The 23,318-nt window shown below is 69.8% G+C and carries 20 protein-coding genes; 1 reads left to right on the top strand and 19 read right to left on the bottom strand.

Annotation, left to right across the window (positions count from 1 at the left end; translation table 11 throughout):
• Position 1: 1 nt before the first annotated feature.
• The 11 genes from FEZ32_RS09705 to rimP all read right to left on the bottom strand — a co-directional run bounded on the left by FEZ32_RS09705 (position 2) and on the right by rimP (position 12,631).
• Positions 2 to 2,665: an FtsX-like permease family protein gene (locus tag FEZ32_RS09705; RefSeq protein WP_138680496.1), complete on the bottom strand. Its 2,664-nt coding sequence runs from the start codon at positions 2,663 to 2,665 to the stop codon at positions 2 to 4.
• Positions 2,666 to 2,817: 152 nt separating this feature from the next.
• Complete coding sequence (locus FEZ32_RS09700) at positions 2,818 to 3,597, bottom strand: ABC transporter ATP-binding protein (protein ID WP_097798620.1); 780 nt, start codon at positions 3,595 to 3,597, stop codon at positions 2,818 to 2,820.
• Positions 3,594 to 4,223, bottom strand: a complete 630-nt coding sequence (locus FEZ32_RS09695; RefSeq protein ID WP_138680495.1) for a PadR family transcriptional regulator — start codon at positions 4,221 to 4,223, stop codon at positions 3,594 to 3,596. The genes FEZ32_RS09700 and FEZ32_RS09695 overlap by 4 nt, the downstream gene beginning before the upstream one ends.
• Before the next feature lie 228 nt (positions 4,224 to 4,451).
• On the bottom strand, positions 4,452 to 4,715 hold the full coding sequence (rpsO, locus tag FEZ32_RS09690) for a 30S ribosomal protein S15 (RefSeq protein WP_028702362.1): 264 nt from the start codon (positions 4,713 to 4,715) through the stop codon (positions 4,452 to 4,454).
• A 151-nt stretch (positions 4,716 to 4,866) separates the two neighbouring features.
• Positions 4,867 to 5,793, bottom strand: a complete 927-nt coding sequence (locus FEZ32_RS09685; RefSeq protein WP_097828148.1) for a bifunctional riboflavin kinase/FAD synthetase — start codon at positions 5,791 to 5,793, stop codon at positions 4,867 to 4,869.
• Between the two features lie 46 nt (positions 5,794 to 5,839).
• A complete protein-coding gene (gene truB, locus FEZ32_RS09680; RefSeq protein WP_138680494.1) occupies positions 5,840 to 6,730 on the bottom strand; it encodes a tRNA pseudouridine(55) synthase TruB in 891 nt (296 codons plus the stop codon).
• Positions 6,731 to 6,771: 41 nt separating this feature from the next.
• A complete protein-coding gene (gene rbfA / locus FEZ32_RS09675) occupies positions 6,772 to 7,230 on the bottom strand; it encodes a 30S ribosome-binding factor RbfA (RefSeq protein ID WP_097798616.1) in 459 nt (152 codons plus the stop codon).
• A 262-nt stretch (positions 7,231 to 7,492) separates the two neighbouring features.
• Complete coding sequence (infB, locus tag FEZ32_RS09670; RefSeq protein WP_138680493.1) at positions 7,493 to 10,519, bottom strand: translation initiation factor IF-2; 3,027 nt, start codon at positions 10,517 to 10,519, stop codon at positions 7,493 to 7,495.
• Positions 10,520 to 10,819: 300 nt separating this feature from the next.
• Positions 10,820 to 11,023 carry a YlxR family protein gene (locus FEZ32_RS09665; protein WP_097799817.1) on the bottom strand — a complete coding sequence of 68 codons (204 nt, stop codon included), beginning with the start codon at positions 11,021 to 11,023 and terminating at the stop codon, positions 10,820 to 10,822.
• A 68-nt stretch (positions 11,024 to 11,091) separates the two neighbouring features.
• Complete coding sequence (gene nusA, locus FEZ32_RS09660; RefSeq protein WP_097828150.1) at positions 11,092 to 12,102, bottom strand: transcription termination factor NusA; 1,011 nt, start codon at positions 12,100 to 12,102, stop codon at positions 11,092 to 11,094.
• 1 nt (position 12,103) lies between these two features.
• Positions 12,104 to 12,631, bottom strand: coding sequence for a ribosome maturation factor RimP (gene rimP / locus FEZ32_RS09655; RefSeq protein ID WP_028702356.1), 528 nt, complete (start codon positions 12,629 to 12,631; stop codon positions 12,104 to 12,106).
• Positions 12,632 to 12,701: 70 nt separating this feature from the next.
• Here rimP and FEZ32_RS09650 point away from each other — a divergent pair, with 70 nt between their 5' ends.
• A complete protein-coding gene (locus FEZ32_RS09650; RefSeq protein ID WP_138680492.1) occupies positions 12,702 to 13,646 on the top strand; it encodes a DUF4439 domain-containing protein in 945 nt (314 codons plus the stop codon).
• An 8-nt stretch (positions 13,647 to 13,654) separates the two neighbouring features.
• Here FEZ32_RS09650 and FEZ32_RS09645 read toward each other — a convergent pair whose 3' ends face one another.
• The 8 genes from FEZ32_RS09645 to FEZ32_RS09610 form a co-directional block, all read right to left on the bottom strand.
• The gene (locus FEZ32_RS09645) at positions 13,655 to 14,437 is read right to left on the bottom strand and encodes a sulfite exporter TauE/SafE family protein (protein WP_138680491.1); all 783 of its coding nucleotides are present in this window, start codon (positions 14,435 to 14,437) and stop codon (positions 13,655 to 13,657) included.
• A gap of 4 nt (positions 14,438 to 14,441) precedes the next feature.
• On the bottom strand, positions 14,442 to 16,187 hold the full coding sequence (locus FEZ32_RS09640; protein ID WP_138680914.1) for a proline--tRNA ligase: 1,746 nt from the start codon (positions 16,185 to 16,187) through the stop codon (positions 14,442 to 14,444).
• Between the two features lie 142 nt (positions 16,188 to 16,329).
• Positions 16,330 to 17,172 (bottom strand): transglutaminase family protein, encoded by an 843-nt coding sequence (locus tag FEZ32_RS09635; RefSeq protein ID WP_028702352.1) that lies wholly within the window; start codon positions 17,170 to 17,172, stop codon positions 16,330 to 16,332.
• 3 nt (positions 17,173 to 17,175) lie between these two features.
• Positions 17,176 to 18,087, bottom strand: a complete 912-nt coding sequence (locus tag FEZ32_RS09630; RefSeq protein WP_201270134.1) for an alpha-E domain-containing protein — start codon at positions 18,085 to 18,087, stop codon at positions 17,176 to 17,178.
• Positions 18,081 to 19,715: a circularly permuted type 2 ATP-grasp protein gene (locus FEZ32_RS09625; protein WP_051238114.1), complete on the bottom strand. Its 1,635-nt coding sequence runs from the start codon at positions 19,713 to 19,715 to the stop codon at positions 18,081 to 18,083. The genes FEZ32_RS09630 and FEZ32_RS09625 overlap by 7 nt, the downstream gene beginning before the upstream one ends.
• Before the next feature lie 58 nt (positions 19,716 to 19,773).
• Positions 19,774 to 20,610, bottom strand: coding sequence for a GNAT family N-acetyltransferase (locus tag FEZ32_RS09620; protein WP_097828810.1), 837 nt, complete (start codon positions 20,608 to 20,610; stop codon positions 19,774 to 19,776).
• Position 20,611: 1 nt separating this feature from the next.
• Positions 20,612 to 21,754, bottom strand: a complete 1,143-nt coding sequence (gene ispG, locus FEZ32_RS09615) for a flavodoxin-dependent (E)-4-hydroxy-3-methylbut-2-enyl-diphosphate synthase (RefSeq protein WP_097798609.1) — start codon at positions 21,752 to 21,754, stop codon at positions 20,612 to 20,614.
• 98 nt (positions 21,755 to 21,852) lie between these two features.
• Complete coding sequence (locus FEZ32_RS09610; protein WP_138680490.1) at positions 21,853 to 23,136, bottom strand: M50 family metallopeptidase; 1,284 nt, start codon at positions 23,134 to 23,136, stop codon at positions 21,853 to 21,855.
• Positions 23,137 to 23,318: the final 182 nt, after the last annotated feature.

Below are 23,318 nucleotides of genomic sequence, written 5' to 3'. Positions count from 1 at the left end.
CTCAGTCCCTGGGCCGCAGCACCGGGGAGGCGGCGGGGACGAGGACCCGCACGGCCGCCGCGACGATCACCGGGACGCCGAGGACCAGCGCCGCCAAGTAGCCCCACGGGACTCCCCAGGACCCGGCGGGTCCCTGCGCCCACATGGCCAGGGCGATCGGCCCGACTCCGACCAGGGCTCCTGCCACCCCGCCGATCCCCACCGTGACCAGGGACTGCACGGCGGTGATGCGTTTGAGGTCGCGTCGGGAGGCGCCCACCGCGGCCACGCTCTGGCGGGCCGTCCTGGAGTCCGACAGGGACAGCGCCAGGACGACCACCGCGACGGCCACCAGCAGCACGGCGGCGACCAGCGTCCCCCACCGGAGCACCGCGCGGTAGCTGTGCACGGGTCCCGACTCGTACTCGAAGGCCTGCTGGACGGTGGTCCGGCGGGCGATGGCGGCATTGATCCGGTCGACCTGGGAGGAGGTGGGTGCCACCGGCAGACGCAGCCAGGTGTCCCCCGGCCCGAGTGGCAGCTTCTCCGGTGGCATGCCGGCCAGCCGGGCGGCCATCGCCCTGGTGGTGAGAGCCGGGACCCGGTTCCCGCCGACGGTCGCGGCGGCGGTGGACACCGGAACCCTCCTGTCGATGGGGTCCTCCCCCTGTCTCCGGGTGATCTCCGCGGTGGCACGGCCGCCGGTGGCCAGGGCCGGATTGAGGATGACGACACCGCGGTCCATCGCCCTGAGCACCTCCGGGGTGGCCCGATGACCGGTCAGCAGGTGGTAGAGGGATCCGTCATCGACCACCACCTCGGCCCGCAGGGTGTAGCTGCGGTGACCGTTGGGATCCTGGATGATGCCCTGGTCCGGGGAGACCCGGGTGGCGGTCGTGCTGACGACCGAGACCATCGCGGAGCACCAGGTCAGTCCGGAATCGGAGAGGTCGGTGTCACAGGTCCTCAGCTGCTGGGACCGGACCCGTTGCGGGACCGGGCCCAGCTCTGCCTCGACGGCGGCAATCTGGTCGGCTGCCCTCTCGGCGGTCAGGGGCTTGCCCTGGGCGTCGGTCGATGCCAGCACCGCCGTGCCGGGGGGAAGCTGCGGCAGGTATCTGCGGGTCTCGGCGATGTCCTGCGACCCGGCCACTGTCAGGATGCTGGCCATCAGTGCCATCACCGCCATCGAGGCGGCCACGCAGGCCGCACCGCGTCCCCTGTTGCGGGCCAGGTCGCGCAGCGCGAAGCGCACCCCGAGGGGGCCGCCCCTGCCGCGGGCGGCCCGATCGACGCACCAGGACAGACTGGCCACCATTCCGATGAAGATCACCACCTGGCCGACGATCACGGGGATGAACAGCGTCTGGGTGTGCTCCTGGGCATCCGTCGCCGAGGAGCCGAGATGGAATATCACCGCCGCGGCCACCACGAGGACGACTCCGCTCAGCACCAGTCCCAGACCGAGTCTGGGGAGACGGGCGGGACCTGACGGCGTCTCGGCATGGCGCACCCCGGCCAGGACGTCCTGCCTGGCCACCGCGCGAGCCGGCACCCAGGCCGCGACCAGGGCCGAGACCACGCCGACCACCAGCGCCGCGGCGGTGATTCCCACCGGGATCTGGGCGGACGGCGGGTAGTAGGGGTTGTGGGCGCCGATCCAGGCGAGGTAGCCGTTCCCACCGGCGAGCCCCAGGCCGGCCCCCAGCACCGATCCGACCACGCCGAGGACCAGACCCTGCCGTGTGACGAGGTGCTGCATGACTCGACGGTCGGCACCGGTGGCCCCGAGAAGGGCCAGGGTGCGGCGCTGCTGGCGGGCCCCGATGGCGAAGGCGGCGCCGGCCACAGTGGCCGTCACCAGAGCCGCCAGCACCCCCACCGACAGAGCCAGCATGGTGGCCGTCGCGCCGTCGCCGGCCGGTCCATCCGACTGGAGGTCGAGGTAGGCCTGCCGGTCCATCACTGCCAACCCGTGGGCATTGAGGAGATCGGCCTGGGCGCGGCTGACGGGGGCACCGGTTCCGAACCAGCTGAGTTCGCCGGTGGCGACCAGGGGGTGCCCGGGGCCGACCCACACCGATGGTCCGGACAGCGGTTCGACCCGGGTGAGACCGGTTACCCGGTAGTTTGCCGTGCCGATCTGCATGGTGTGGCCGACCGTCCAGCCGTACCGCTCGGCGGTGTCCCTGCCGACCCAGACCTCGCCGGGTCCGGGCATCGTGGTGGCGCCGGCGGGAAGCCTCACCTTGGCGGTGCGCAACCGGATCTGATCGGCGCCGACGACGGTCACCGCGACGTCCAGTCCCTGCCAGTCCGCTGTGACATGGGCGGTCCGGACCGGGATCACGGGGTGCCCGGGCAGCAGCGGGCTGGTCGACGTCGTGCTCGCCGTCGAGTCTCCGATCGAGCGCAGAGCCTGCTGCTGACGGGAGAGGTTGCTCGCCGAGACGGTGTCGACCGAACCGGCGCCGCAGGCCGTGTCGGCGAGACTCTCCTGGGTGCACCGACCGCTCCAGCCGGCCATCGGCTCGATGATGAGATCGGCGTCGCCGAAGGCGCTCAGGGCATGGTCCTGGGGACCCGGGACCTCGTAGCGCTGCAGCACACCAAGGCCGCAGAGCATTGCCACCGGCAGGGCGATCAGCACCGCGATGAGGGCCGCCCGGGCCTTGTGGCGGGCCATCTCACGTCCTGCCAGCCGGGCGATGAGGCGACCCGAGGGCCGGCCCCGGCCACCCCTTCGGACCCGGTCGCCGGGTGTCTGCGGTGCGCCCGGGTCACCGGCGGGGACCGGTCGGGTCGGCCGGCCGCCGTGCGGCGGGACGTGGCGGTGCATCACCAGTTCCCCCGTCGGGGGCCGTCGGCCAGCAGCGCCATCGGGTCGCCGACTACCGACGACTCGTCGACCAGGGTGCCGTCGCGCAGGAAGACCACCCGGTCTGCCCAGGCGGCGTGACGGGCCTCGTGGGTGACCAGCACCACCGCCACGCCGTCATCGGCGAGCTGGCGGATCAGGGCCATCACCTCGTCACCGGTGGCCGAGTCGAGGGCTCCGGTGGGCTCGTCGGCCAGCAGCAGACGGCGATCACCCACGATCGCCCGGCCGATCGCGACGCGCTGCTGCTGGCCGCCGGACATCTCCTCGATGAAGCGGTCCCCCAGGGCCGACAGACCGATCCTCTCCAGAGCCTCGCAGGCCGCGGCCCGGGCCGCCCTGGCGCCCACCCCGTCCAGTTCCAGGGGGAGGGCGACGTTCTCCAGGGCGGTCAGCGTGGAGACCAGGTTGAAGTCCTGGAAGACGAAGCCGAGCTGACGGCGTCGCACCCGTGCCAGGTCGTCGCGGGACATCCCGCTGAGCGGCTGACCGCAGACCGACACGGTGCCCTCGGTGGGCTGGTCGAGTCCGCCGGCCAGGCCGAGCAGGGTCGACTTGCCAGATCCCGAGGGGCCCATCACGGAGACGAAGTGGCCGGTCTGGACGTCGAGGGTGACGTCGCGCAGGGCATGGACGGCCTGCTCGCCGCAGCCGTAGACCCGGCTGACATGGTCCAGTCCCAGAACGGTGCGCGAGGCGGGGACGGCGGGGGCGTCGATGGCGCGTCCGGGGGCACTCATCGCGGGCTCCTGGCCGAGGATGCCGAGCGGGTCTCGGGGGTGGGCCCGGCCGCCCGGCGGTCCGGTGACGCAGAGCCCGGCGGGGTGTGCCGGCCGGTACTCTCCCGGCTCGTGTTGCGGGAGGCCCGCAGAACCGCGGACTCGCAGTTGTCCAGCCACCTGATCTGGGCCTCGGCGGCGAAGACGAAGCTGTCCAGCACGAGCTGTCCGGCCAGGTCGTCCTCGTCGACTCCGCGCCGGGCGCGCCGATGGTCCTGCAGCAGGTGCATGGTCTCGCGTCGCTGGATCTGGATCATCGCCTCGACGTCGAGACCCGGCGTGGTCGCCGCGAAGGCGATCTTGATCGCCAGCTCGTCGCGTTGCGGGGAGGCCGCCACCGGGGTGGTGAACCACGACCTCACACGCTCGCGGCCGAGGCCGGTGATGGAGTAGGCGACGCGGCCCTCGGCGTCCTCGTCCCTCCGCAGTACCAGCTGATCGCGCTCCAGCCGGTCCAGGGTGGTGTACACCTGTCCGACGTTGAGTGGCCAGGTGGAGTTGGTCCTCCGGTCGAACTCCGACTTCAGCTCGTACCCGTGACGCGGCCTCTCGGCGAGCATCGCCAGTATCGCGAACTTGATGGACATCGTTGTGCCTCCCTGAGCCGATCCCCGACGGTGCACCCCAGATGTGGCATGCACTCCCGCCCACCGATAAATACTCGGTATGCGTCACTCTGACATACTGAGTATGTCCTGGTCAAGATCAGGATTCCCGGAGCCCGGGGTCATACGGGCCAGAGTCCGAACAGACGACATCGGGGCCGCTCCCCGATGGGAGCGGCCCCGATGGACTCAGGTCGTGGAGTTACAGCCTCACCGGCGCAGGCCGAGGCGCGCGATCAGCTCGCGGTAGTGCTCGATGTCACTCTTGGCGACGTAGTTGAGCAGACGGCGACGCTGGCCGACCATGAGCATCAGGCCACGACGAGAGTGGTGATCACCCTTGTGGACCTTGAGGTGCTCGGTGAGGTCGGCGATCCGAGCGCTCAGCAGCGCGATCTGGACATCGGGGGAACCGGTGTCACCGGGATGGGTTGCGTAATCCTCGACGATCTTCTTCTTCTCTGCAGCATCCATGTGGTGCTCCTCCCTGTCCGTTGCGCGGCGCCTCCGGTGCCCCTACTGGCTGGAAGCTCTTACAAGGCCGCGGCCGATCTGACGGCAACTTGTGAAGGATATCAGGGACTGCCCCGGCTCGACGAATCCCGTTCCAGGGCCGGACGGACGGCTACTCGCCGTCGGCCAGATCGAGCACCCGGCGAGTGGCCTCGACGTCAGTGCTCATCTGGGCGATGAGCGGATCGATGCCGGAGAACTTCACCTGACCGCGCAGCCGGTCGACGAATTCGACGGTGATGTCGACTCCGTACAGGTCCAGGTCGGTGCGATCCAGGACATAGGTCTCGACCCGCTGCTCGACCCCGTCGAAGGTGGGGTTGCTGCCCACCGAGATCGCGGCGGGCAGGTGCCGGCCGGCCTCCGGCCCGGTGGCCGGGACGAGCCATCCGGCGTAGACCCCGTCGGCGGGAACGGCGTAGGCGGCCGTCAGCACGAGGTTGGCGGTGGGGAACCCGAGCTCGCGGCCGCGCTGGTCCCCCATCACCACCACACCCTGGACCTCGAAATTGCGGCCCAGGTGCCGGGCGGCCTGGCGGACCTTCCCCTCGGCGACGGCGGCGCGGATCAGGGTGGAGGAGGTGGAGCTGCCCTCCACGTGCACCAGATCCAGGGAGTTGACGTCGAACCGTCCGGCGCCGATCTGGGCGAGGGTCTGGGGGGTGCCGGCGGCACGGTGGCCGAAGCGGAAGTTCCGCCCCACCACGACATGGCGCGGATTGAGCGGGTTGAGCACCCTCTCCACGAAGAGTTCGGGACTCCACCCGGCAAGTTCCCGGGTGAACCGCACCACTCTCACCTGGCTGGCACCGGCCTGCTCCAGAAGCTCGATGCGCCGCTCCAGGGAGCACAGCAGCAGGGGCTCACGGCCAGGGGTGAGAACCGAGACGGGGTGCGGCCAGAAGGTCACCACCACCAGCGGAAGATCGGGATCCAGCGCCCGGGCCCTCTCCAGAACGGCTCGATGCCCTCGATGGACGCCGTCGAAGTTGCCGATGACGACCGTCGACTGGACAGGGTTCGGGGCAGGGTTGCGCATCGGTGACACGGGGGGATTCTAGGCTCCCGGGAGCTGAGGGCCCGAATCAGACGAGTACCGCGAGGGCGCGCGACCACCCGGGACGCTCCGGATCGGGCCGGTAGAGGGCCAGCAGATCACCCGAGCCGCCGGAGATCATCGCCGTCGGATCGGCCGGCACCACCATCTCCAACCGGCGCCCGACCCTGAGGTCCGCCTCCTGCGCGGCATCGAGCTCGACCACCGGGAAACTGAGCCGGGCGGCCTGCGCCATCGTCATCATCTCCGACCGGGGCGCCTCATCGGACAGGTCGACCGCGACATCCGGCAGCCGGTAGGGGCCGATCCGGGTGCGACGCAGGGCCGTGAGATGGCCACCGACCCCCAGCGCCGCCCCGAGATCGCGGGCCAGGGCCCGCACATAGGTGCCGGTGGAGCAGCTGACCTCGGCATCCAGATCGACGACAGTGCCCTCCTGCCCGACAGTGCGCCGCAGCGCCGTGCACTCGAACCGCGAGACGGTGACCGGCCGTGCCGCCAGCTCGACCTGCTCCCCGGCGCGCACCCGGGCGTAGGACCGTCTGCCGTTGACCTTGATCGCGCTGACCGCCGTCGGCACCTGCATGATGTCGCCGCGCAGTGGGCCCATCGCCGCCTCGATCTGCTCATCGGTCAGCGCGGAGGCGTCGGCGGTCGAGACAATCTCGCCCTCAGCGTCATCGGTGAGCGTGGCGACCCCGAGACGGATGGTCGCCGTGTAGTCCTTGTCGTGGAGGGCGAGATGACCCAGCAGCCGGGTGGCCCGGCCGACTCCCACCACCAGCACTCCGGTGGCCATCGGGTCGAGGGTGCCGGCATGGCCGACCTTCCGGGTGCCCATCAATCGGCGCACCCTGCCCACCACCTGGTGGGAGGTCCATCCCGAGGGCTTGTCGATGATCAGCAGACCGGAGTCCATGGCGACCTCTCTGCCGGACTCGCGGTCCCGGCTGTCACTGCTCAGTCCCGCTCGTCGGCCTCATCGGGCTCGTCGGGATCCTCCTCGTCACGGCGCCGGTAGGGGTCGGGTTCGCCGGCATGGGCGGCGCCGGTGGCCAGTTTGGCCACCTCGGCGTCGGAGGCCGCGGCACGGGCCAGCAGATTCTCGATCGACTTGGCGGTCTCGAAACTGGCGTCGCGGACGAAGGTGAGGGTCGGCGCGTAGCGCAGCCCCAGTCGCTTGCCCACCGTGGCGCGCAGCAGTCCCTTGGCAGACTCGAGTGCGGCCGCGGTGGCGTCCTGCTCCTGGTCGGTGCCCAGCACCGTGTAGAACAGGGTGGCGTCGCGGGAGTCCCCGGTGAGACGGACCTCGGTGATCGTGACGAATCCCAGCCGGGGGTCCTTGATCCTGCGTTCCAGCATGCCGGCGACGACCACCTTGATCTGGTCCGCCAGCTTGGCCACACGTGGATTGGTCATAGCGCTCTCCTCGCTCCTCCATGCGCACGGTTCCCGAGCATCCCTCGGATCGGCGCTCCCGACAGCAGATGTCCCGACCGCTCGGGCATCGGCGCTCCAGACTACCCCGGTTTCCCGGGAGCCGGCCCTCCACGCGGCTCGCCGAGGCGGCCGCCACGGGCCACCTCAGCAGGTCCACAAGACCATGGAACAAGACCGCGAGAACCGAGACCGCCCCGTCCTCCGATCGGAGGACGGGGCGGTCTGGTGGTTCAGCCGGCGATCACTCGCGCGGCTTCTCGACCATCTCGTAGCACTGCAGTTCGTCGCCGATGCGGACGTCGGAGTAGTTCGTGAGTGTGAGGCCACACTCGAACCCCTCGCGCACCTCGGTGACCGAGTCCTTCTCCCTCTGCAGGGTGTTGATCTCGGTCTCGGTGACCACCACTCCGTCGCGGACCAGACGGGTCTTGGCGTGCCGACGGATGGTTCCGTTGGTGACCATGCAACCCGCGATGGTGCCGACCTTGGAGGAGCGGAAGATCTGACGGATCTCCGCGCTGCCCAGAGCCTTCTCCTCGTAGATCGGCTTGAGCATCCCCTTCAGTGCCGCCTCGATGTCGTCGATCGCGTCGTAGATCACCGAGTAGTAGCGGATGTCGACGTTCTCCTCGTCGGCCATCTTGGCGGCGTGCGCGGTCGGGCGCACGTTGAAGCCGAGGATGACCGCGTTGGAGGCCGATGCCAGGTCGACGTTGGTCTCGGTGATGGCACCGACACCGCGGTCGATGACCCGCAGATCCACCTCGTCGCCGACGTCGATCTTGGCCAGGGCATCCTCCATGGCCTCCACCGAACCGGCGCCGTCGCCCTTGAGGATGAGCAGCAGTTCCTGCGTCTCGCCCTTCTCCAGCTGATCGAACAGCTCGTCGAGGGTCTTGCGCCGCGACGACTTCGCCTGGCGGGCGGCGCGCATCCGCGCCTCTCGCTTGGAGGCGATCTGCCGGGCCATCCGGTCGTCCTCGACAACCAGGAAGTTGTCTCCTGCACCGGGCACGGAGGTGAGTCCGAGCACCTGAACCGGATCCGAGGGCAGCGCCTTCTCGACGGTCTCGCCCTTGTCGTTGATGAGGGCACGGACACGGCCGTAGGCCGAACCGGCCACGATCGAGTCGCCGATGTTGAGCGTTCCGCGCTGGATGAGGGCGGTGGCCACGGGGCCACGACCCTTGTCCAGGTGAGCCTCGATGGCCACACCCTGGGCGGGCATGTCCGGGTTGGCGCGCAGATCCAGGGCGGCGTCGGCGGTCAGGATGATCGCCTCGAGCAGCTTGTCCAGGCCCTCGCCGGTCTTGGCGGAGACGTTGACGAACATCGTGTCGCCGCCGTACTCCTCGGTCACCAGCCCGTACTCGGTGAGCTGACCGCGCACCTTCTCGGGATCGGCTCCCGGCTTGTCGATCTTGTTGACCGCCACCACGATCGGCACCCCGGCCGCCTTGGCGTGGTTCAACGCCTCGACGGTCTGAGGCATCACGCCGTCATCGGCCGCAACGACCAGCACCGCGATATCGGTGGACTGGGCGCCACGGGCACGCATGGCGGTGAAGGCCTCGTGACCGGGGGTGTCGATGAAGGTGATCTTGCGATCATGTCCGTCGACATCGGTCTCGACCTGGTAGGCGCCGATCGCCTGGGTGATGCCACCGGCCTCGCCCTCCACCACATGGGAGTGGCGCAGGGTGTCCAGCAGCTTGGTCTTGCCGTGATCGACATGGCCCATCACGGTGACGACCGGGGGACGCGGAGCAAGATCGTCCTCGTCTCCCTCGTTCTCGCCGAACTCCAGGTCGAAGGACTCCAGCAGCTCGCGGTCCTCGTCCTCCGGGGACACGACCTGGATCTTGTAGTCCAGCTCGGTACCCAGGATCTCCAGGGTCTCGTCGGAGACCGACTGGGTGGCGGTGACCATCTCACCGAGGTTGAACAACACCTGCACCAGCTGCGCCGGCTCGACATTGATCTTCTCGGCCAGATCGGTCAGCGAGGCACCACGGCGAAGCCGCAGGGTCTGCCCATTGCCCTTGTGGACGCGCACGCCGCCGACCAGCGGCGCCTGCATCTCGTCGAACTCTTGCCTGCGCTGCTTACGCGACTTGCGTCCCCGACGACCGCCGGACCCGCCGCGCCCGAAGGCTCCCTGGGTGCCACGACCGCCACGGCCACCACGGCCGCCGCCGACCGGTCCGCGAGGACCGCCGCCGAAACCGGGACCGCCGCCGAAACCGCCACGACCCTGGCCGCCACGGCCACCGCCGCGGCCACCACGACCACCTCGACCGCCACCGGAGGTGTGGCCGATCTGGTTCGACTGGTGCTTGGGCATCATCGCGGGATTCGGATGCGGGATTCCCGAGGTGCCGCCCGGACGGGGCATCCGCTCGCCACCGGGACGCGAGGCGCCCTCATGACGCTGGCCGGGACGGCCACCGCCCTGCTCGGAGCGACGTCGATTCTGACCCATCCCCTGGCTGGACGCGAAGGGGTTGTTGCCCGGGCGGGGCCCGGAACTGCGACGGGCACCGGGCTTGGGGCCCGGACGACCAGAGGTGGGAAGACCGCCGGTGCCACCGGCTCGCGAACCACCGGGACGCGGTCCCGGATGCGGGTGCGGAGCACCCTTGAGCGGCGCGGTGCGCGGGGTCGGATGAGTTCCCGAGGAAGGGGTCCTGCGACCGGAACCGGGACGCGGCGCCTCCGAACCGGAGTGCGCACCCCCCTGACCGTGATGGCCGGCCTCGTTGGCGGAGGGCCGCCCCTGGGAGGTGCCGCCGTGGGCGGCCTCACCCTGGTGACTCTGCGGGTGCGGACCGGGCTTGATGAGGCCGGGACGCGGGGTGACGCTGGTGCGCGCCGCAGACGAACCGCCGGGAGCGGTGTTGAACCCGCCGCGCGGTGTGGGGTGCGGGACCGGATGGGGCCCCACGTGGTGCTTCTCGGCAGAACCGTGCGACTCGCCACCGGCGTCCTTGTCGGACGTACCGTGCTCGTCATGCCCCTGCTCGGCGACATGCTTGCGCCCGGGGCCGGGCTTGACGCCGGAGCGGGGGCGAGGGGTCTGCTTGGTCTCACCGGCGTCGCCGCCGTGTGAGCCGTTCTTGAACTGGTCGCGCACGCGTCGCACGACCGGCGCCTCAATCGTTGAGGAAGCAGACCGGACGAACTCTCCCATATCGCCCAGCTTCCCCAGAAGCTGTTTACTTGTCAGTCCGAGCTCTTTCGCGAGCTCATAGACACGGACCTTGGCCACTACTCTCCTTCGGACCCGGCCGTGTTGGCTCGGGCCAACTAGATGGTGCGATTGCTCATTGATGCGTACTCATCGAGTCGTCATGAGCGTCTGCTCACTTTCTTGTCAGTCCTTCCCCGTCAGGGGCAGGGCATAGTTCGGTGAGGTCGCCGGCGGTTTCCGGCAGACGCGCGTGGTCGAGTGTACCGAAAACCCAAGCGGGGGCCAATTCCCACCCGGGACGGCCCCCGCTCCGGCTGAGGCCGCCGTCGGCCCGCACCCGGAGCGCCCCGGTGTCGCGCGCCGGCCTACGGCCGGTACTCAGTCGCCGGCCGCCCAGGGGCGGTCCGGGGCCTCAACCCTCAGTCTGCGGCGGAATGACCGCGCGAAGCCTCCCCGGGTCGCGGCCTGCCAGCACCGCCGGTCCGGGTGCAGATGGGCACCCCGGCCCGGGGCTGCGGAGGTCGGGTCCAGGCGGACCAGCCACCCGGTGCCGGCGTCTCCGCTGAGAACGAACCTCACCATCGTCTCCGGGTCGCCGGTGAGCCGGCACCCCACGCAGGTGCGCTGCGTCGGGCGGCCCCCCGACCGACTCACTGCTGGGCGGGGACGGTGGTGGCCGGTCCGGCGGTGTCGACGGGATTGTCCGGCACGATGTCGATCCGCCAGCCCGTCAGCCGGTTGGCCAGCCGGGCGTTCTGACCCTCCCTCCCGATCGCCAGGGAGAGCTGGTAGTCGGGCACCACGACGCGGGTGGCGCGGGTGGCCGGGTCGACCACCGTGACGCTCTTGACCTTGGCCGGGGACAGCGCGGCCCCGACGAAGGTGGCCGGATCCTCCGACCAGTCGATGATGTCGATCTTCTCGTCGTCCAGTTCGTGCATCACCGCGCGGACCCGCTGGCCCATCGGCCCGATGCACGCCCCCTTGGCCGAGACATCGGGATTGTGCGAGGTGACCGCGATCTTCGAACGGTGGCCGGCCTCCCGGGCCAGGGCCTTGATCTCGACGACCCCCTGCTCGATCTCGGGGACCTCCAGGGCGAAGAGCTTGCGCACCAGGTTCGGGTGAGTCCGGGAGACGACCACCTGGGGGCCGCGCAGCTCCTTGCGGACCGCGACCACGTAGACCCGCAGGCGGCGCCCGTGGGTGTACTTCTCGCCGGGCACCTGCTCGGCGGGCGGCATGATCGCCTCGATGGCGCCCAGGTCGACGTGCACCGTGCGGGTGTCGCGGAAGGACTGCTGGACGACGCCGGTGACGACGTCCCCCTCGACGGCCTGGAACTGTCCGTACTTCTGCTCGTCCTCGGCCTCGCGCAGACGCTGGAAGATCACCTGCCGGGCGGTGGACGCCGCCACCCTGCCGAAGTCGGAGGGGGTGCCGTCGTACCAGCCGACGATCTCCTCCTCCTCGTTGCGCTCGGGGACCATCACCGCGACGTTGCCGGTCTTGCGGTCGAGCTCGACACGGGCGTCCTTGACGGGGTGCTCGGTCTTCGCGTAGGCGTTGAGCAGGGCGTCCTCGAGAGTCTCGACGAGATAGTCGAGCGGGATCTCCTTCTCGCGTTCGATCATGCGCAACGCGGCCAGATCGATGTCCATCTCAGTTCTCCTCAGCATTCTCTGACTTGCGGTTGAGCTCGACCTGGACGACAGCGCGCCGGATCTGGTCGAGCGGGATCTCACGACTGACGGTGAGTGGCTTGTGCGGCTTGGAGCCGGGGGCCGGCACCTCGAGTGTGACAGTGGTCCCGGTGGCGGCGGTGATCCGTCCGGTGATCTTCTCGGGCCTGGCGCCCTCGGCCGCGTCGAGGGTGACCGCCAGCAGCCGGCCGATGTTGCGGCGGTAGTGCCTGGGCAGGGTCAGCGGGGTCCCGACCCCCCGGGAGGTGACCTCCAGGGTGTACGGAGCCTCCCCCGGCACCTCGGAGGCGTCGAGCGCCTTCGACAGGGCCGAGGTGGCCTCTCCGATGTCGTCGAGGCCGGGTCCGTGTCCGTCGGCACCGTCCCCGTCGACGGTCACCCGGACCAGACGGCGTCTCCCGGCGGCGACGACATCCAGCTTGTCCAGCTCCATCCCGAACTGTGCGAGCAACGGCTCGATGAGCTCACTGAGCTGATTCGCGTTCATCCCTGGCCTCGTCCTGTTGTCCCTGCTGTTGTGGGGGCCAGTCTACGAGACGACCGATACCCTTGTGCCCATGAGTTCGGCCACCCCCAGCAGACGCACCGTGATGATGGCGACTCTCGGGCTGGCTGCGGCCTCCCTGTCGGGCTGCTACCGGGTCTCGCCGCTGGTCGGCAGCGGTGAGGACCGACGCGCCTCGGCCACATCGCCGCCGGTGACCGCCGAACGGCGCTCCGCGGTGTCCACCGAGGCGACCCTGGCGCAGCTGGCCCGGGCCGCCGGACTGGCCGGGATCGCCGCCGTGCACACCGGCCACGCCACCGTGCTGGCCCAGGTCGACCCACTGGCCGGACGCAGCGCCGACACCACCCCGGTCATCCCGGTGACCCCCTCGAGCCCCGCCTCCCCCTCGACCGTGTCGCCGCTGCTGCAGCTGACAACGGCCGAGCGTGTCGCCGGCCGAGACTATCTGGAGATCGCAGGCCGGTCCGATGACCCGTCCTGGACGCTCATCTGGGCGAGCCTGACCGTCTTCGCCAACTCGGTCAGGTTCACCGGCCCGGCACCCGAACTCGGTGACGCCTACCCGGTGACGGTCCCCTCCGAACCGCTGACAGCGGCGCGGCAGGTGCTGCTGAGCCGACTCAACGCCCTGTCCACCGGACTGGAGTGGGGAGTCGGCAGGCTCTCCTCGACCGATCCGCTGCACGCCACGGGTGTGGACCGGCTGAGACGCGTCGAGTATCAGAAGGCCTCCCTGCGCGCCTCCCTGCGGGCCGCCTCGGCCTCCCCCACCCCCCTTCAGCCGGGTTACCCGATGCCCGCCACCCCCTCGGACGCTGCCTCCACCCGGACCCTGTGGAGCGGCCTGGAGCGCGGCGCGCTGGCCGGCTGGGGACGGGTGACGGCCGCCGCCGACGGCGCCGACCGACGGGCAGCGATGCTCGCGATGTCCCAGTCGATGGTCTTCCTCTCCTACTACGGGGTGCCGCAGCCGGGCTGGCCGGGCTGGGTCTGAGCAGACCCTCAGCGGAACTGGGCGACGGTGTCCCAGGCCAGCTTCACCGCAAGTCCCGCCACCGTCACCAGGAAGACCTTGCGGACGAAACGGCTGCCGTGGCGGACCGCCATCCGGGCTCCGATCCAGCCACCGGTGAGATTGGCCACGGCCATCACCAGACCGACCCGCCACCAGATGACGCCGTGGATCCAGAACACCGCGATGGCCGCCGCGTTGGTGGTGAGATTCGCCAGTTTCGCCAGCGCGCTGGCCTCCAGGAAGCCGTACCCGATCAGTGAGACCAGGGCGATCACGAAGAAGGTTCCGGTCCCCGGCCCGACCGCCCCGTCGTAGCAGCCGATCAGCAGGCCGATGAGGAGAAGTCTCAGGTGGAGGGCCCGGCCCTGGTGGCGGACCCGGTTCTCCACCCCCAGGGCGGGACGGCGCAGGGTGAACACCCCCACCCCCACCAGCACCACCAGGACGATCGGGGTGAACCACTGGCGGGGCAGGAACTGCACCAGGCGGGCTCCACCGGCAGAACCCGCGCAGGCCCCGGCCATGATGGCCAGGGCCTGTTGCCAGTGCACCCGCACCGAGCGCAGGTAGGCGGTCGCGGCGGTCAGCGTGCCGGCGAAGGAGGAGACCTTGTTGGTCCCGGCGATGGTGGCCACCGGGGTGTCGGCGGGCAGCCCCAGCAGCAGGCTGGGAAGCTGGATCAGCCCTCCCCCGCCCACCACGGCGTCCACCCAGCCGGCGACCAGGGCCGCCACCACCAGCAGGGCCAGGATCTCCAGAGGGACGGTCACGACCTCAGCCGCGCACCTCGGTGAGCACCTCGGCGACGGCGTCGGCCACCGGCACCTCGCGGGCCGCACCGGAGCGGCGGTCGCGGATCTCCACGACGCCGTTCTTCAGTCCGCGTCCGACCACCACGGAGGTCGGCATGCCGAGCACCTCGGAGTCGGCGAACTTGACCCCCGGGGAGGCCTTGCGGTCGTCCAGCAGGACGTCGAGCCCGGCCTCCTCGAGTTCGCGGGCGATTCGGGTGGCCTCGTCGAGGATCTCGGACCCTTTGCCGGTGGCCAGCACGTGGACATCGTAGGGGGCCAGTTCGCGCGGCCATGCCAGACCGCGGTCGTCGCAGGTGTACTCGGCGACGGCGCCCACCGCACGGGAGACCCCGATGCCGTAGGAGCCCATCGTCACGGTGACCAGCTTGCCGTTGTGGTCGAGGACCTTCAGTCCCAGGGCGTCGGCGTACTTGCGGCCGAGCTGGAAGATGTGGCCCATCTCGATGCCGCGGGTGAGGGTGAGCGGACCGGAGCCGTCGGGGGCGGGATCCCCCTCCCGGACCTCGGCGACATCGATCGTGCCGTCCGGGGTGAAGTCGCGGCCGGCCACCAGGTTGAACACGTGGTGCCCGTCCTGGTCGGCGCCGGTGATCCAGCTGGTGCCGGTGACGACCCTCGGGTCGACCAGGTAGCGCACCTTCGAGGAGTTCTTCTCGCCCAGCGCCCGGGGCCCGATGTACCCCTTGACCAGGGTCGGGTTGGCGGCGAAGTCCTCCTCGCCGAAGGGCTCGGCGACCGAGGGCTCCAGGGCGGCGGCCAGCCGGTTCTCGTCGACATCGCGGTCTCCGGGCAGGCCGATCGCCAGGGGGGCGCGGGTGCCGTCGGGGTCGGTGACCATGAAGACGACGTTCTTGAGGGTGTCGGCACCGGTCCACGGCCGGTCGGCGCGGGGCTTCACCTCGTTGGCCATCGCGACCAGGGTGTCGATGGTCGGCACGTCGGGGGTGTCGACGACCTCGGGGGCCGGCACCTGGGAGTAGTCGACCGGGTCGGGGGCCAGGACGGTGACCGCCTCGACATTGGCGGCGTATCCGCCCGGGGAGCGCACGAAGGTGTCCTCGCCGTTCTCGGAGACGGCCAGGAACTCCTCGGAGCGCGACCCTCCCATCGGCCCCGACATCGCCTTGACGATGGCGTAGTCGAATCCCAGCCGGTCGAAGATCCTGATGTAGGCCTCGCGGTGCCGGTTGTAGGCGACGTCCAGTCCGGCGTCGTCGACGTCGAAGGAGTAGGAGTCCTTCATCACGAACTCGCGGCCGCGCAGGATCCCGGCGCGCGGACGGGCCTCGTCGCGGTACTTGTTCTGGATCTGGTAGAGGACCAGCGGAAGGTCCTTGTAGGAGGAGTAGAGGTCCTTGACCAGGAGGGTGAACATCTCCTCGTGGGTCGGCCCCAGCAGCATCTCGACATTCTTGCGGTCGGTCAGCCGGAACAGGTTGTCGCCGTACTCGACCCAGCGGTTGGTCTGCTTGTAGGGGTCGGCAGGCAGCAGCCCCGGGAAGAGGACCTCCTGGGCGCCCATCGCGTCCATCTCCTCGCGGACGACTCCCTCGACCTTGCGCAGCACCTTCAGGCCCAGCGGCAGCCAGGTGTAGATGCCGGGGGCGGCCCGCCGGATGTACCCGGCGCGGACCAGCCAGCGATGGCTGGGGACCTCGGCATCGGCCGGGTCCTCCCGAAGGGTTCGGACGAACAGCTGTGACATGCGCGTCAACACGTGGTGACCTTTCTGTGCGTGCTGAGCCCTCCGCCGCCCATCGGCGTGACCAGGCACGATCCGGGCAGATCCTACCGAAGAACCGCCCGAGGGGGTTCACCGCGCAGGCTGGTGCGACGGCCGGGCGGGATCAGGCGAGCTTCCTGATGATGACGGCGGCCTCATAGGTGGTGGTGACCCCCGGTCCGCTGAAGACTCCCTTGAAGGGGGCGACGTCGGCGTACTCGCGTCCGATCCCGACCCGGGCGTGGCTCTCCCCGGAGTCGATCATGTTGGTGGGGTCGAATCCGGTCCAGGCGCCGTCCCACCACTGGACCCAGGCGTGGGTCTGGCCGTCGACGGGTTCCCCGAGACCTGCGTCGGTGGTCGGCAGCATGTACCCCGAGACGTAACGGGTCGGGACGCCGAGGCTGCGCATGCAGCCGATCACCAGGTGGGCGATGTCCTGACAGACCCCGGAGCGGGCCTCCCAGGCCTGTTGGGCGGTGGTGTCGACCCGGGTGGAGCCGGGCACGTAGTGCACCTCGTCGTGGATCATCTCGGAGACGGCATGGCCCAGCTGGTTGACGGTCATGGAGTCATGGAGCAGCTCCCGGGTGCGCTCCCGCAGCTCGTCACCGGGATCGGTGACCGCCGAGGTGACGACGTACTCGTACCAGCGGTCGTGCCCGGCGACGACCTCGGGAAGGGTCATCCCCGAGTCGACGTGTGGAAGCTTGACGATGTCCAGGGTGGTGTCCGCATTGACCGTGAGGCGGTCGTGGGGCTCGTGCAGCTCGAAGGAGGTCACCTGGGTGCCCCAGTAGTCGACGTAGGAGAACTGCCAGGGGTGGGGCAGGATGCTGATCGAGGTGCTCCTGATCAGCTGGGAGTCGGAGTACAGCGGGGTCATCCGGACCTCGTCGAAGCTCTGGATCACCGGCCCGTCGTAGTGGACATCGGTGCGGTGCTGGATACGCAGTGTGGAGGTCATGGCTCATCCCTCGTGCCACTGGGACGCGTCGGCCCCCTGGAAGTAGTGGGCCGACAGGGCATCGGTGGCTCTGTGGCAGGTGCGGCTCAGCCCTGCCATCTGGTCGGGAAGTCCGACCAGCAGGGCCTCGTCGGAGCGGTACTCGATCTCGGCGCGGACCCGGCCCAGCAGTCGCTGGGCGTCGGACTGGAATCCGGTCCGCCTCCCGACGTCCAGGCGCTCCAGGCAGGCGTCGGCCTCTGCCAGGCAGTGCACCACCGATCGGGGGCACAACCGATCGCGCAGCAGGAAGTCGATGATCGCCCCCCGGCTGCGGTCCCCACCGCGACTGATGAGGAAGGCGTGGTCGGCCCCGCAGGCCCGCAGGGTCGCGATCTGGCTCTCGGTCTCGGTGACCGGGGCCACCGAGATGAGTCTGGCGGTCACATCGATCCTCTCGATGGAGCGGCCGAGATGGTGAAACTCCCACCCCTCGTCGTGGCTCATCGTCGAGTAGATGATCCCCGAGATGGCGTAGCAGTGGTCCAGGACGGTGCGCAGCGCCAGCTGCTGGTAGGTGCTCCGGAGCTGGCCCTGGGCGACCGCCCGCCAGGCCCGGTTGATCTCCTCCCAGGTGCCCAGGGAGAGCACCTCGCGGGCCCTCCGGGCGGCCTGCCGGCAGCTGGAGAGGGCCGAGACGATCGAGATCGTCGAGTCCGGGTCGTGGCCGAGCACCCGCCACACCTCCGAGGGGCCGGCCTGCTCGGACTGCTCGGCGCCGAGGCTGGCCAGCAGGGCGCGGGAGTCGGTGCTGCGCTGGCGCCCGGTCTCCTCGGCGGTGATCTCGAGGTGGACCTGGAGGATCCGGGCGACATCCTCGGCTCTCTCCAGGTAGCGCCCGATCCAGAACATCGACTCCGCCATCCGACTCAGCATGGCTTCACCACCTCATCTGCGGACTCGTCGTGACCGCCACGGACCTGGCGGGTCTGTTGCTGCTGGCCCTGCTGGGCCTCCCAGACCGACCGGTCGGGCTTCTCCATCGGCTCGGTGCCGACCAGGGGAGACATCGGCACCTCGGGGGAGACGGTCTGGAGCTGGATCGCCGGCACGCTGTCGTGCTCGGCGGCGCCGCGGTCGGCGAGCACCCAGGTGTCCTTGGAGCCGCCTCCCTGGGAGGAGTTGACGATGAACTGCCCCTCCCTCAGGGCGACCCGGGTCAGGCCCCCGGGAAGGACCCAGATGGCATCCCCGTCGTTGATGGCGAAGGGGCGCAGGTCGACCCGCCGGGGCTGCAGCCGGTCGCCGACGAAGGTCGGTACGGTGGACAGCTGGATGAGCGGCTGGGCGATCCAGCCGCGCGGGTCGCAGCGCAGTTTGACCCGGGCGGCGTCCAGCTCCTCGCGGGTGCACTCGGGGCCCATGATGATTCCCTTGCCGCCGGACCCGTCGACGGGCTTGACCACCAGCTCGTCGAGCCGGTCCAGGACCTCCTCCAGGGCGCCGGGCTCCTCCAGCCGCCAGGAGTCCACATTGGGCAGCACCGGCTCCTCCCCGCAGTAGTAGCGGATGAGGTCGGGCAGGTAGGTGTAGATGAGCTTGTCGTCGGCGACGCCGTTGCCGATCCCGTTGGCGATCGTGACCGTCCCGTTGGCCATCGCCGAGACCAGGCCGGCGGCCCCCAGCACCGTGTCGCCGCGGAAGTGCACGGGGTCGAGGAACTCGTCGTCGACCCGTCGGTAGATGACGTCGACCCGGTTGAGGCCCTGGGTGGTGCGCACGTAGACGCGGCCCTGCTGACAGACCAGGTCGGGGCCCTCGACCAGCGGGACGCCCATCGTGCGGGCCAGCAGGGAGTGCTCGTAGTAGGCGGAGTTGTACATCCCGGGGGTGAGGACGACGACATTGGGCTCGCTCACCCCGGCCGGAGCGGCCGCCTCCAGGGCGGCGCGCAGTCGGGAGGGGTAGATGTCGACGGGCTCGACGTCGTACTGGCGCATCACATCGGGCATCGCCCCGGCCATCGCGGCACGGTTGGTGAGGACGTAGGAGACCCCCGAGGGGATCCGGACGTTGTCCTCGAGCACCCTCATGGTGCCCTCCCCGTCACGGATCAGGTCGATGCCGGCGACATGGATGCGGACCCCGTTGGCCGGGGTGATGCCGGCCACCTCGCGGGCGAAGTTCGGAGAGGTGACGATGAGCCGTCGCGGCACCACGCCGTCGTCGAAGACCTTGCCGGTGCCGTAGATGTCACCGAGGAAGCGTTCCAGGGCGTAGACCCGCTGGGCGACGCCGGTGCTGATGGTGCTCCACTCGGGGGCCGTGATGATCCGCGGCATGATGTCGAGGGGGAAGGGCTTCTCGGTGCCGCCCAGGTCGAAGGTGACGCCGGAGTCGACATATCGGGAGGCCAGATAGGCGGCCCGGGAGCGCACCTCGTCGACCCCGAGCCGGTCGAACTCGCTCGCCAACCTCTCGCACGGAGGTCGGACCGCGTCCGCTCCGAGCAACTCGTCGTGGATCGACGGCGAGATGGGATATCCGTCCAGCAACGACTCCATGCCGGGCATGCTGCCCTCACCGTGTTACGGGTCGTCGCGACCCCATTACAACGATGTTTCAGTACAAGACCGTGGCCATCTCGCCGACCTGCGTGAAACCCACCCGTCGGTACATCTTCAGCGCGGGGGTGTTGAAGTCGTTGACGTACAGCGAGACCGTCGGATAGCGCCTCCGGCACAGCTCCACGACCCCCGCCATCGCCGCGGCCGCGGAGCCGTGGTGACGCCAGGCGGGATCCATCCAGACTCCCTGGATCTGGCAGACGTCGCGCCAGGCCACCCCGATGTCGGACTTGAACCGCACCACCCCGTCGTCGACGATCCCGAAGCAGTTGTGCAGATCCACCAGAGCGGACATGTGACGCCGGTAGCCGTTGCTGGAGTCCAACGGGGTGACGCCGACCTCCTCGGTGTACATCGCCACCGCGGCCTCGAAGTAGGAGTTGAAGTGGCGCCCGGTCACCAGCGTCACCCGCGGGTCCGCCGCAACCACGGGGTGAGGGCCCATCACCATCAGCGGCTGGTGCGCCCTGATCTCCCGGGCCTGGGCCCACGGCCGACCCCATCGGCGGGCCAGTTCGGTGTGCAGGGCGATCACCAGGTCGGCGCGTCCCATGATGGAGGTGGCATGGCGCCAGGGACCCACATGGGCGGCCAGCCGCCCCAGTACCCCGGGCTCGGTGCACACCGGCACCAGATTGGCTCCGGCGTGCAGCACGCCGACCAGCCGCTCACCGGACCAGGCGCCGAAGACGTAGCAGCCGAGCCGGTGGCGCTCCAGACCGAACTGTCCGAATCTCGACAGCAGGAAGACATTGCCGACCGGGTCCGTCGACAACAGCTCCATGACGTCGGCCAGGTCGGCGTCGTCGAGGGTGCGAACCCGGGTGGCCACCTCAGGAGACCGAGACCACAGGGTCACCGGTGTCACTCATCTCTGCTGCCATTCGGTTGGCCTCATCGACCAGGGTGGCCACGATCTCGTGCTCGGGAACTGTGCGGATCACCTCGCCGTGCATGAAGATCTTGCCCTTGCCGTTGCCGGCGGCCACTCCCAGGTCGGCCTCCCGACCCTCCCCCAGTCCGTTGACCACGCATCCCATCACCGCCACCCGGAGCGGGGCGGTGATCCCCTCCAGGGCGTCGGTCACCTCGTTGGCCAGGGTGAGGACGTCGACCTGGCAGCGTCCGCAGGAGGGACAGGAGACGATCTCCAGCCCTCGCGGCCGCAGGTTGAGCGACTCCAGGATCTTGATGCCGACCTTGACCTCCTCGACCGGGTCGGCCGACAGCGAGACGCGAATGGTGTCGCCGATCCCCTCGGAGAGCAGGTGCCCGAAGGCCACCGCCGACTTGATGGTGCCCTGGAAGGCCGGTCCGGCCTCGGTGACTCCCAGGTGGAGGGGGTAGTCGCACTGCTCGGAGAGCTGCTCGTACGCCCTGATCATCACGACCGGGTCGTGGTGCTTCACCGAGATCTTGAAGTCGTGGAAGCCGACCTGCTCGAACAGGCTGGCCTCCCACAGCGCCGACTCGACGAGCGCCTCGGCGGTGGGGGCGCCGTACCTGGCCAGCAGCCGGGGGTCCAGGGATCCGGCGTTGACGCCGATCCGCAGGCTCACCTGGTGCTCAGCGGCACTCGCGCAGATGGCGGCGATCTGGTCGTCGAACTTGCGGATGTTGCCGGGGTTGACGCGCACCGCACCGCAGCCGGCCTCGATGGCTGCGAAGACGTACTTCGGCTGGAAGTGGATGTCGGCGATCACCGGGATCTGGGACTGCCGGGCGATCACGGGCAGAGCCTCGGCGTCCTTGTCGGTCGGGCAGGCCACCCGCACGATGTCGCAGCCGGCGGCGGTGAGGGCGGCGATCTGCTGGAGGGTGGCGCCGATGTCATGGGTCTTGGTGGTGGTCATGGACTGCACGGAGATCGGGGCGTCACCGCCGACCAGGACATCTCCCACCCGGATCTGCCGGGTCCTGCGGCGGGGCGCGAGGGTGGGGGCCGGTGGAGTGGGCATTCCCAGGTTCACGGTCATCGCGGTGTTGCTCCTGTGTCGACGCTATCCATCTACCAGTATCTGTCAGCCAGATCCACCAGCCAGTGTGTCACTGCCCGGCGAAGGCCGCCCGCGGCTCAGAGGATCTTCACCGGGGAGACGATGTCGGCGATGATGAGTACCGCCCCCATCACCACCATGACGGCCCCGATCGCCCAGGCCACCGGGATCATCATCGCGGTGTCGACGGGTCCGGGATCTCCCTTGCCGCGCATCCTCCAGACGACCCGCTTGCAGGCCTCGTAGAGAGCCCCGGCGATGTGACCGCCGTCCATCGGCAGCAGCGGGACGACGTTGAGCCAGAACAGGAAAAGGTTGAGCGAGCCGAGCAGACTGCCGCCCATCGCCAGCTTGTCGCCGGTGCTCAGCCGCGTGTCGCCGGCCACATCGCCGGCGACACGAGAGGCGCCGACGATGCTCATCGGGCTCGACAGGCTGCGGGCCTGCCCGGTGACCATGTCGACGCCGACATTCCAGGTGAGCACCGGCAGGCGCACCAGGGCGTAGAGGGACTGCTTGGACATCGTCCACATCTGGGCGACGGTGTCGGCGGGCCCGGAGTGGATGATCTCGGTGGCCGGCGCGAATCCCAGGAAGCCGGCCTCCACGGTGCTCCCCGGGTCCAGCCGGTTGACCACCTGGTTGAGCACGGTGCGGGTGGCGGGCAGCCTCACGGTGGACCCGGCGCGCTCCACCACCACGGCGGCGGCACCGTCCCGGTTGGCCCGGATCAGCTCGGAGAGCTGGGACCAGGAGCCGATCGCGGTGCCGTTGAAGGAGACGATGCGGTCCCCGGCGCGCAGCCCGATGGCATGGGCGGGGGTCTCGGCGTCGCCCAGCTGGCAGGTTGATGCCGAGCGCGATGCGGGGATCATGCACTCGGAGACAGTGGCGACGGTGGTGGTCTCCCCGGTGCGCCCGTAGATCCCGAAGACCGCCCAGAAGATGAGGAAGGCCAGCAGCAGGTTGGTGAGGATGCCTCCGCTCATCACGATCAGCCGCTGCCAGATCGGCTTCTGGGAGAACAGCCGTCCGTTGTCGGCGGGGGTCCAGTCGTCACGCTCGGCCTCGTGGGCCTCGTCGGCCAGCCGGGTGAGCCAGTTGGGGTGACGCCGCGTCACCTGCGGGGGGAACATCCCGACGAGTTTGACGTAGCCGCCCGCCGGTATCCATCTGAGGCCGTACTCGGTCTCGCCGCGACGCCGCGACCAGATCCTCGGCCCGAAGCCGGCGAAGAACTCTGTGACCTTGATCCCGAAGATCTTGGCGGGGATGAAGTGACCGGCCTCGTGCAGGCAGACCGACACAATGATGAGTGCGAAGAACAGCAGCGCACCCAGGATCTCCAGCAGGACAGTCACGGGGCCCAGTGTGGCACGTCGGCTCAGTCATCCGGCCCCGGCCGCCCTCCGCGGGGCCACGGGAGCCGGCCGTCGTGCGATGGCGGGTTCCCCGTCGTGGTTTGCGGCGATTTGCCCGGCACGGGACAATACGACCAATGTCGAAGACTGCACCTCAATCCGCACGTTCTCTTCTGCCCCGA

This window comes from Acidipropionibacterium jensenii (assembly GCF_005890135.1).
GTDB lineage: Bacteria > Actinomycetota > Actinomycetes > Propionibacteriales > Propionibacteriaceae > Acidipropionibacterium > Acidipropionibacterium jensenii.
This window is presented reverse-complemented; position numbering and strand designations above follow the sequence as displayed.

Bases quoted from the DNA above. Each gene is read 5' to 3' on its own strand.
- FEZ32_RS09705 (WP_138680496.1), bottom strand. From the start codon at position 2,665: ATGGCCCGCCACAAGGCCCGGGCGGCCCTCATCGCGGTGCTGATCGCC.
- FEZ32_RS09700 (WP_097798620.1), bottom strand. From the start codon at position 3,597: ATGAGTGCCCCCGGACGCGCCATCGACGCCCCCGCCGTCCCCGCCTCG.
- FEZ32_RS09695 (WP_138680495.1), bottom strand. From the start codon at position 4,223: ATGTCCATCAAGTTCGCGATACTGGCGATGCTCGCCGAGAGGCCGCGT.
- rpsO (WP_028702362.1), bottom strand. From the start codon at position 4,715: ATGGATGCTGCAGAGAAGAAGAAGATCGTCGAGGATTACGCAACCCAT.
- FEZ32_RS09685 (WP_097828148.1), bottom strand. From the start codon at position 5,793: ATGCGCAACCCTGCCCCGAACCCTGTCCAGTCGACGGTCGTCATCGGC.
- truB (WP_138680494.1), bottom strand. From the start codon at position 6,730: ATGGACTCCGGTCTGCTGATCATCGACAAGCCCTCGGGATGGACCTCC.
- rbfA (WP_097798616.1), bottom strand. From the start codon at position 7,230: ATGACCAATCCACGTGTGGCCAAGCTGGCGGACCAGATCAAGGTGGTC.
- FEZ32_RS09665 (WP_097799817.1), bottom strand. From the start codon at position 11,023: ATGGTGAGGTTCGTTCTCAGCGGAGACGCCGGCACCGGGTGGCTGGTC.
- nusA (WP_097828150.1), bottom strand. From the start codon at position 12,102: ATGGACATCGATCTGGCCGCGTTGCGCATGATCGAACGCGAGAAGGAG.
- rimP (WP_028702356.1), bottom strand. From the start codon at position 12,631: ATGAACGCGAATCAGCTCAGTGAGCTCATCGAGCCGTTGCTCGCACAG.
- FEZ32_RS09650 (WP_138680492.1), top strand. From the start codon at position 12,702: ATGAGTTCGGCCACCCCCAGCAGACGCACCGTGATGATGGCGACTCTC.
- FEZ32_RS09640 (WP_138680914.1), bottom strand. From the start codon at position 16,187: ATGTCACAGCTGTTCGTCCGAACCCTTCGGGAGGACCCGGCCGATGCC.
- FEZ32_RS09635 (WP_028702352.1), bottom strand. From the start codon at position 17,172: ATGACCTCCACACTGCGTATCCAGCACCGCACCGATGTCCACTACGAC.
- FEZ32_RS09630 (WP_201270134.1), bottom strand. From the start codon at position 18,087: ATGCTGAGTCGGATGGCGGAGTCGATGTTCTGGATCGGGCGCTACCTG.
- FEZ32_RS09625 (WP_051238114.1), bottom strand. From the start codon at position 19,715: ATGGAGTCGTTGCTGGACGGATATCCCATCTCGCCGTCGATCCACGAC.
- ispG (WP_097798609.1), bottom strand. From the start codon at position 21,754: ATGACCGTGAACCTGGGAATGCCCACTCCACCGGCCCCCACCCTCGCG.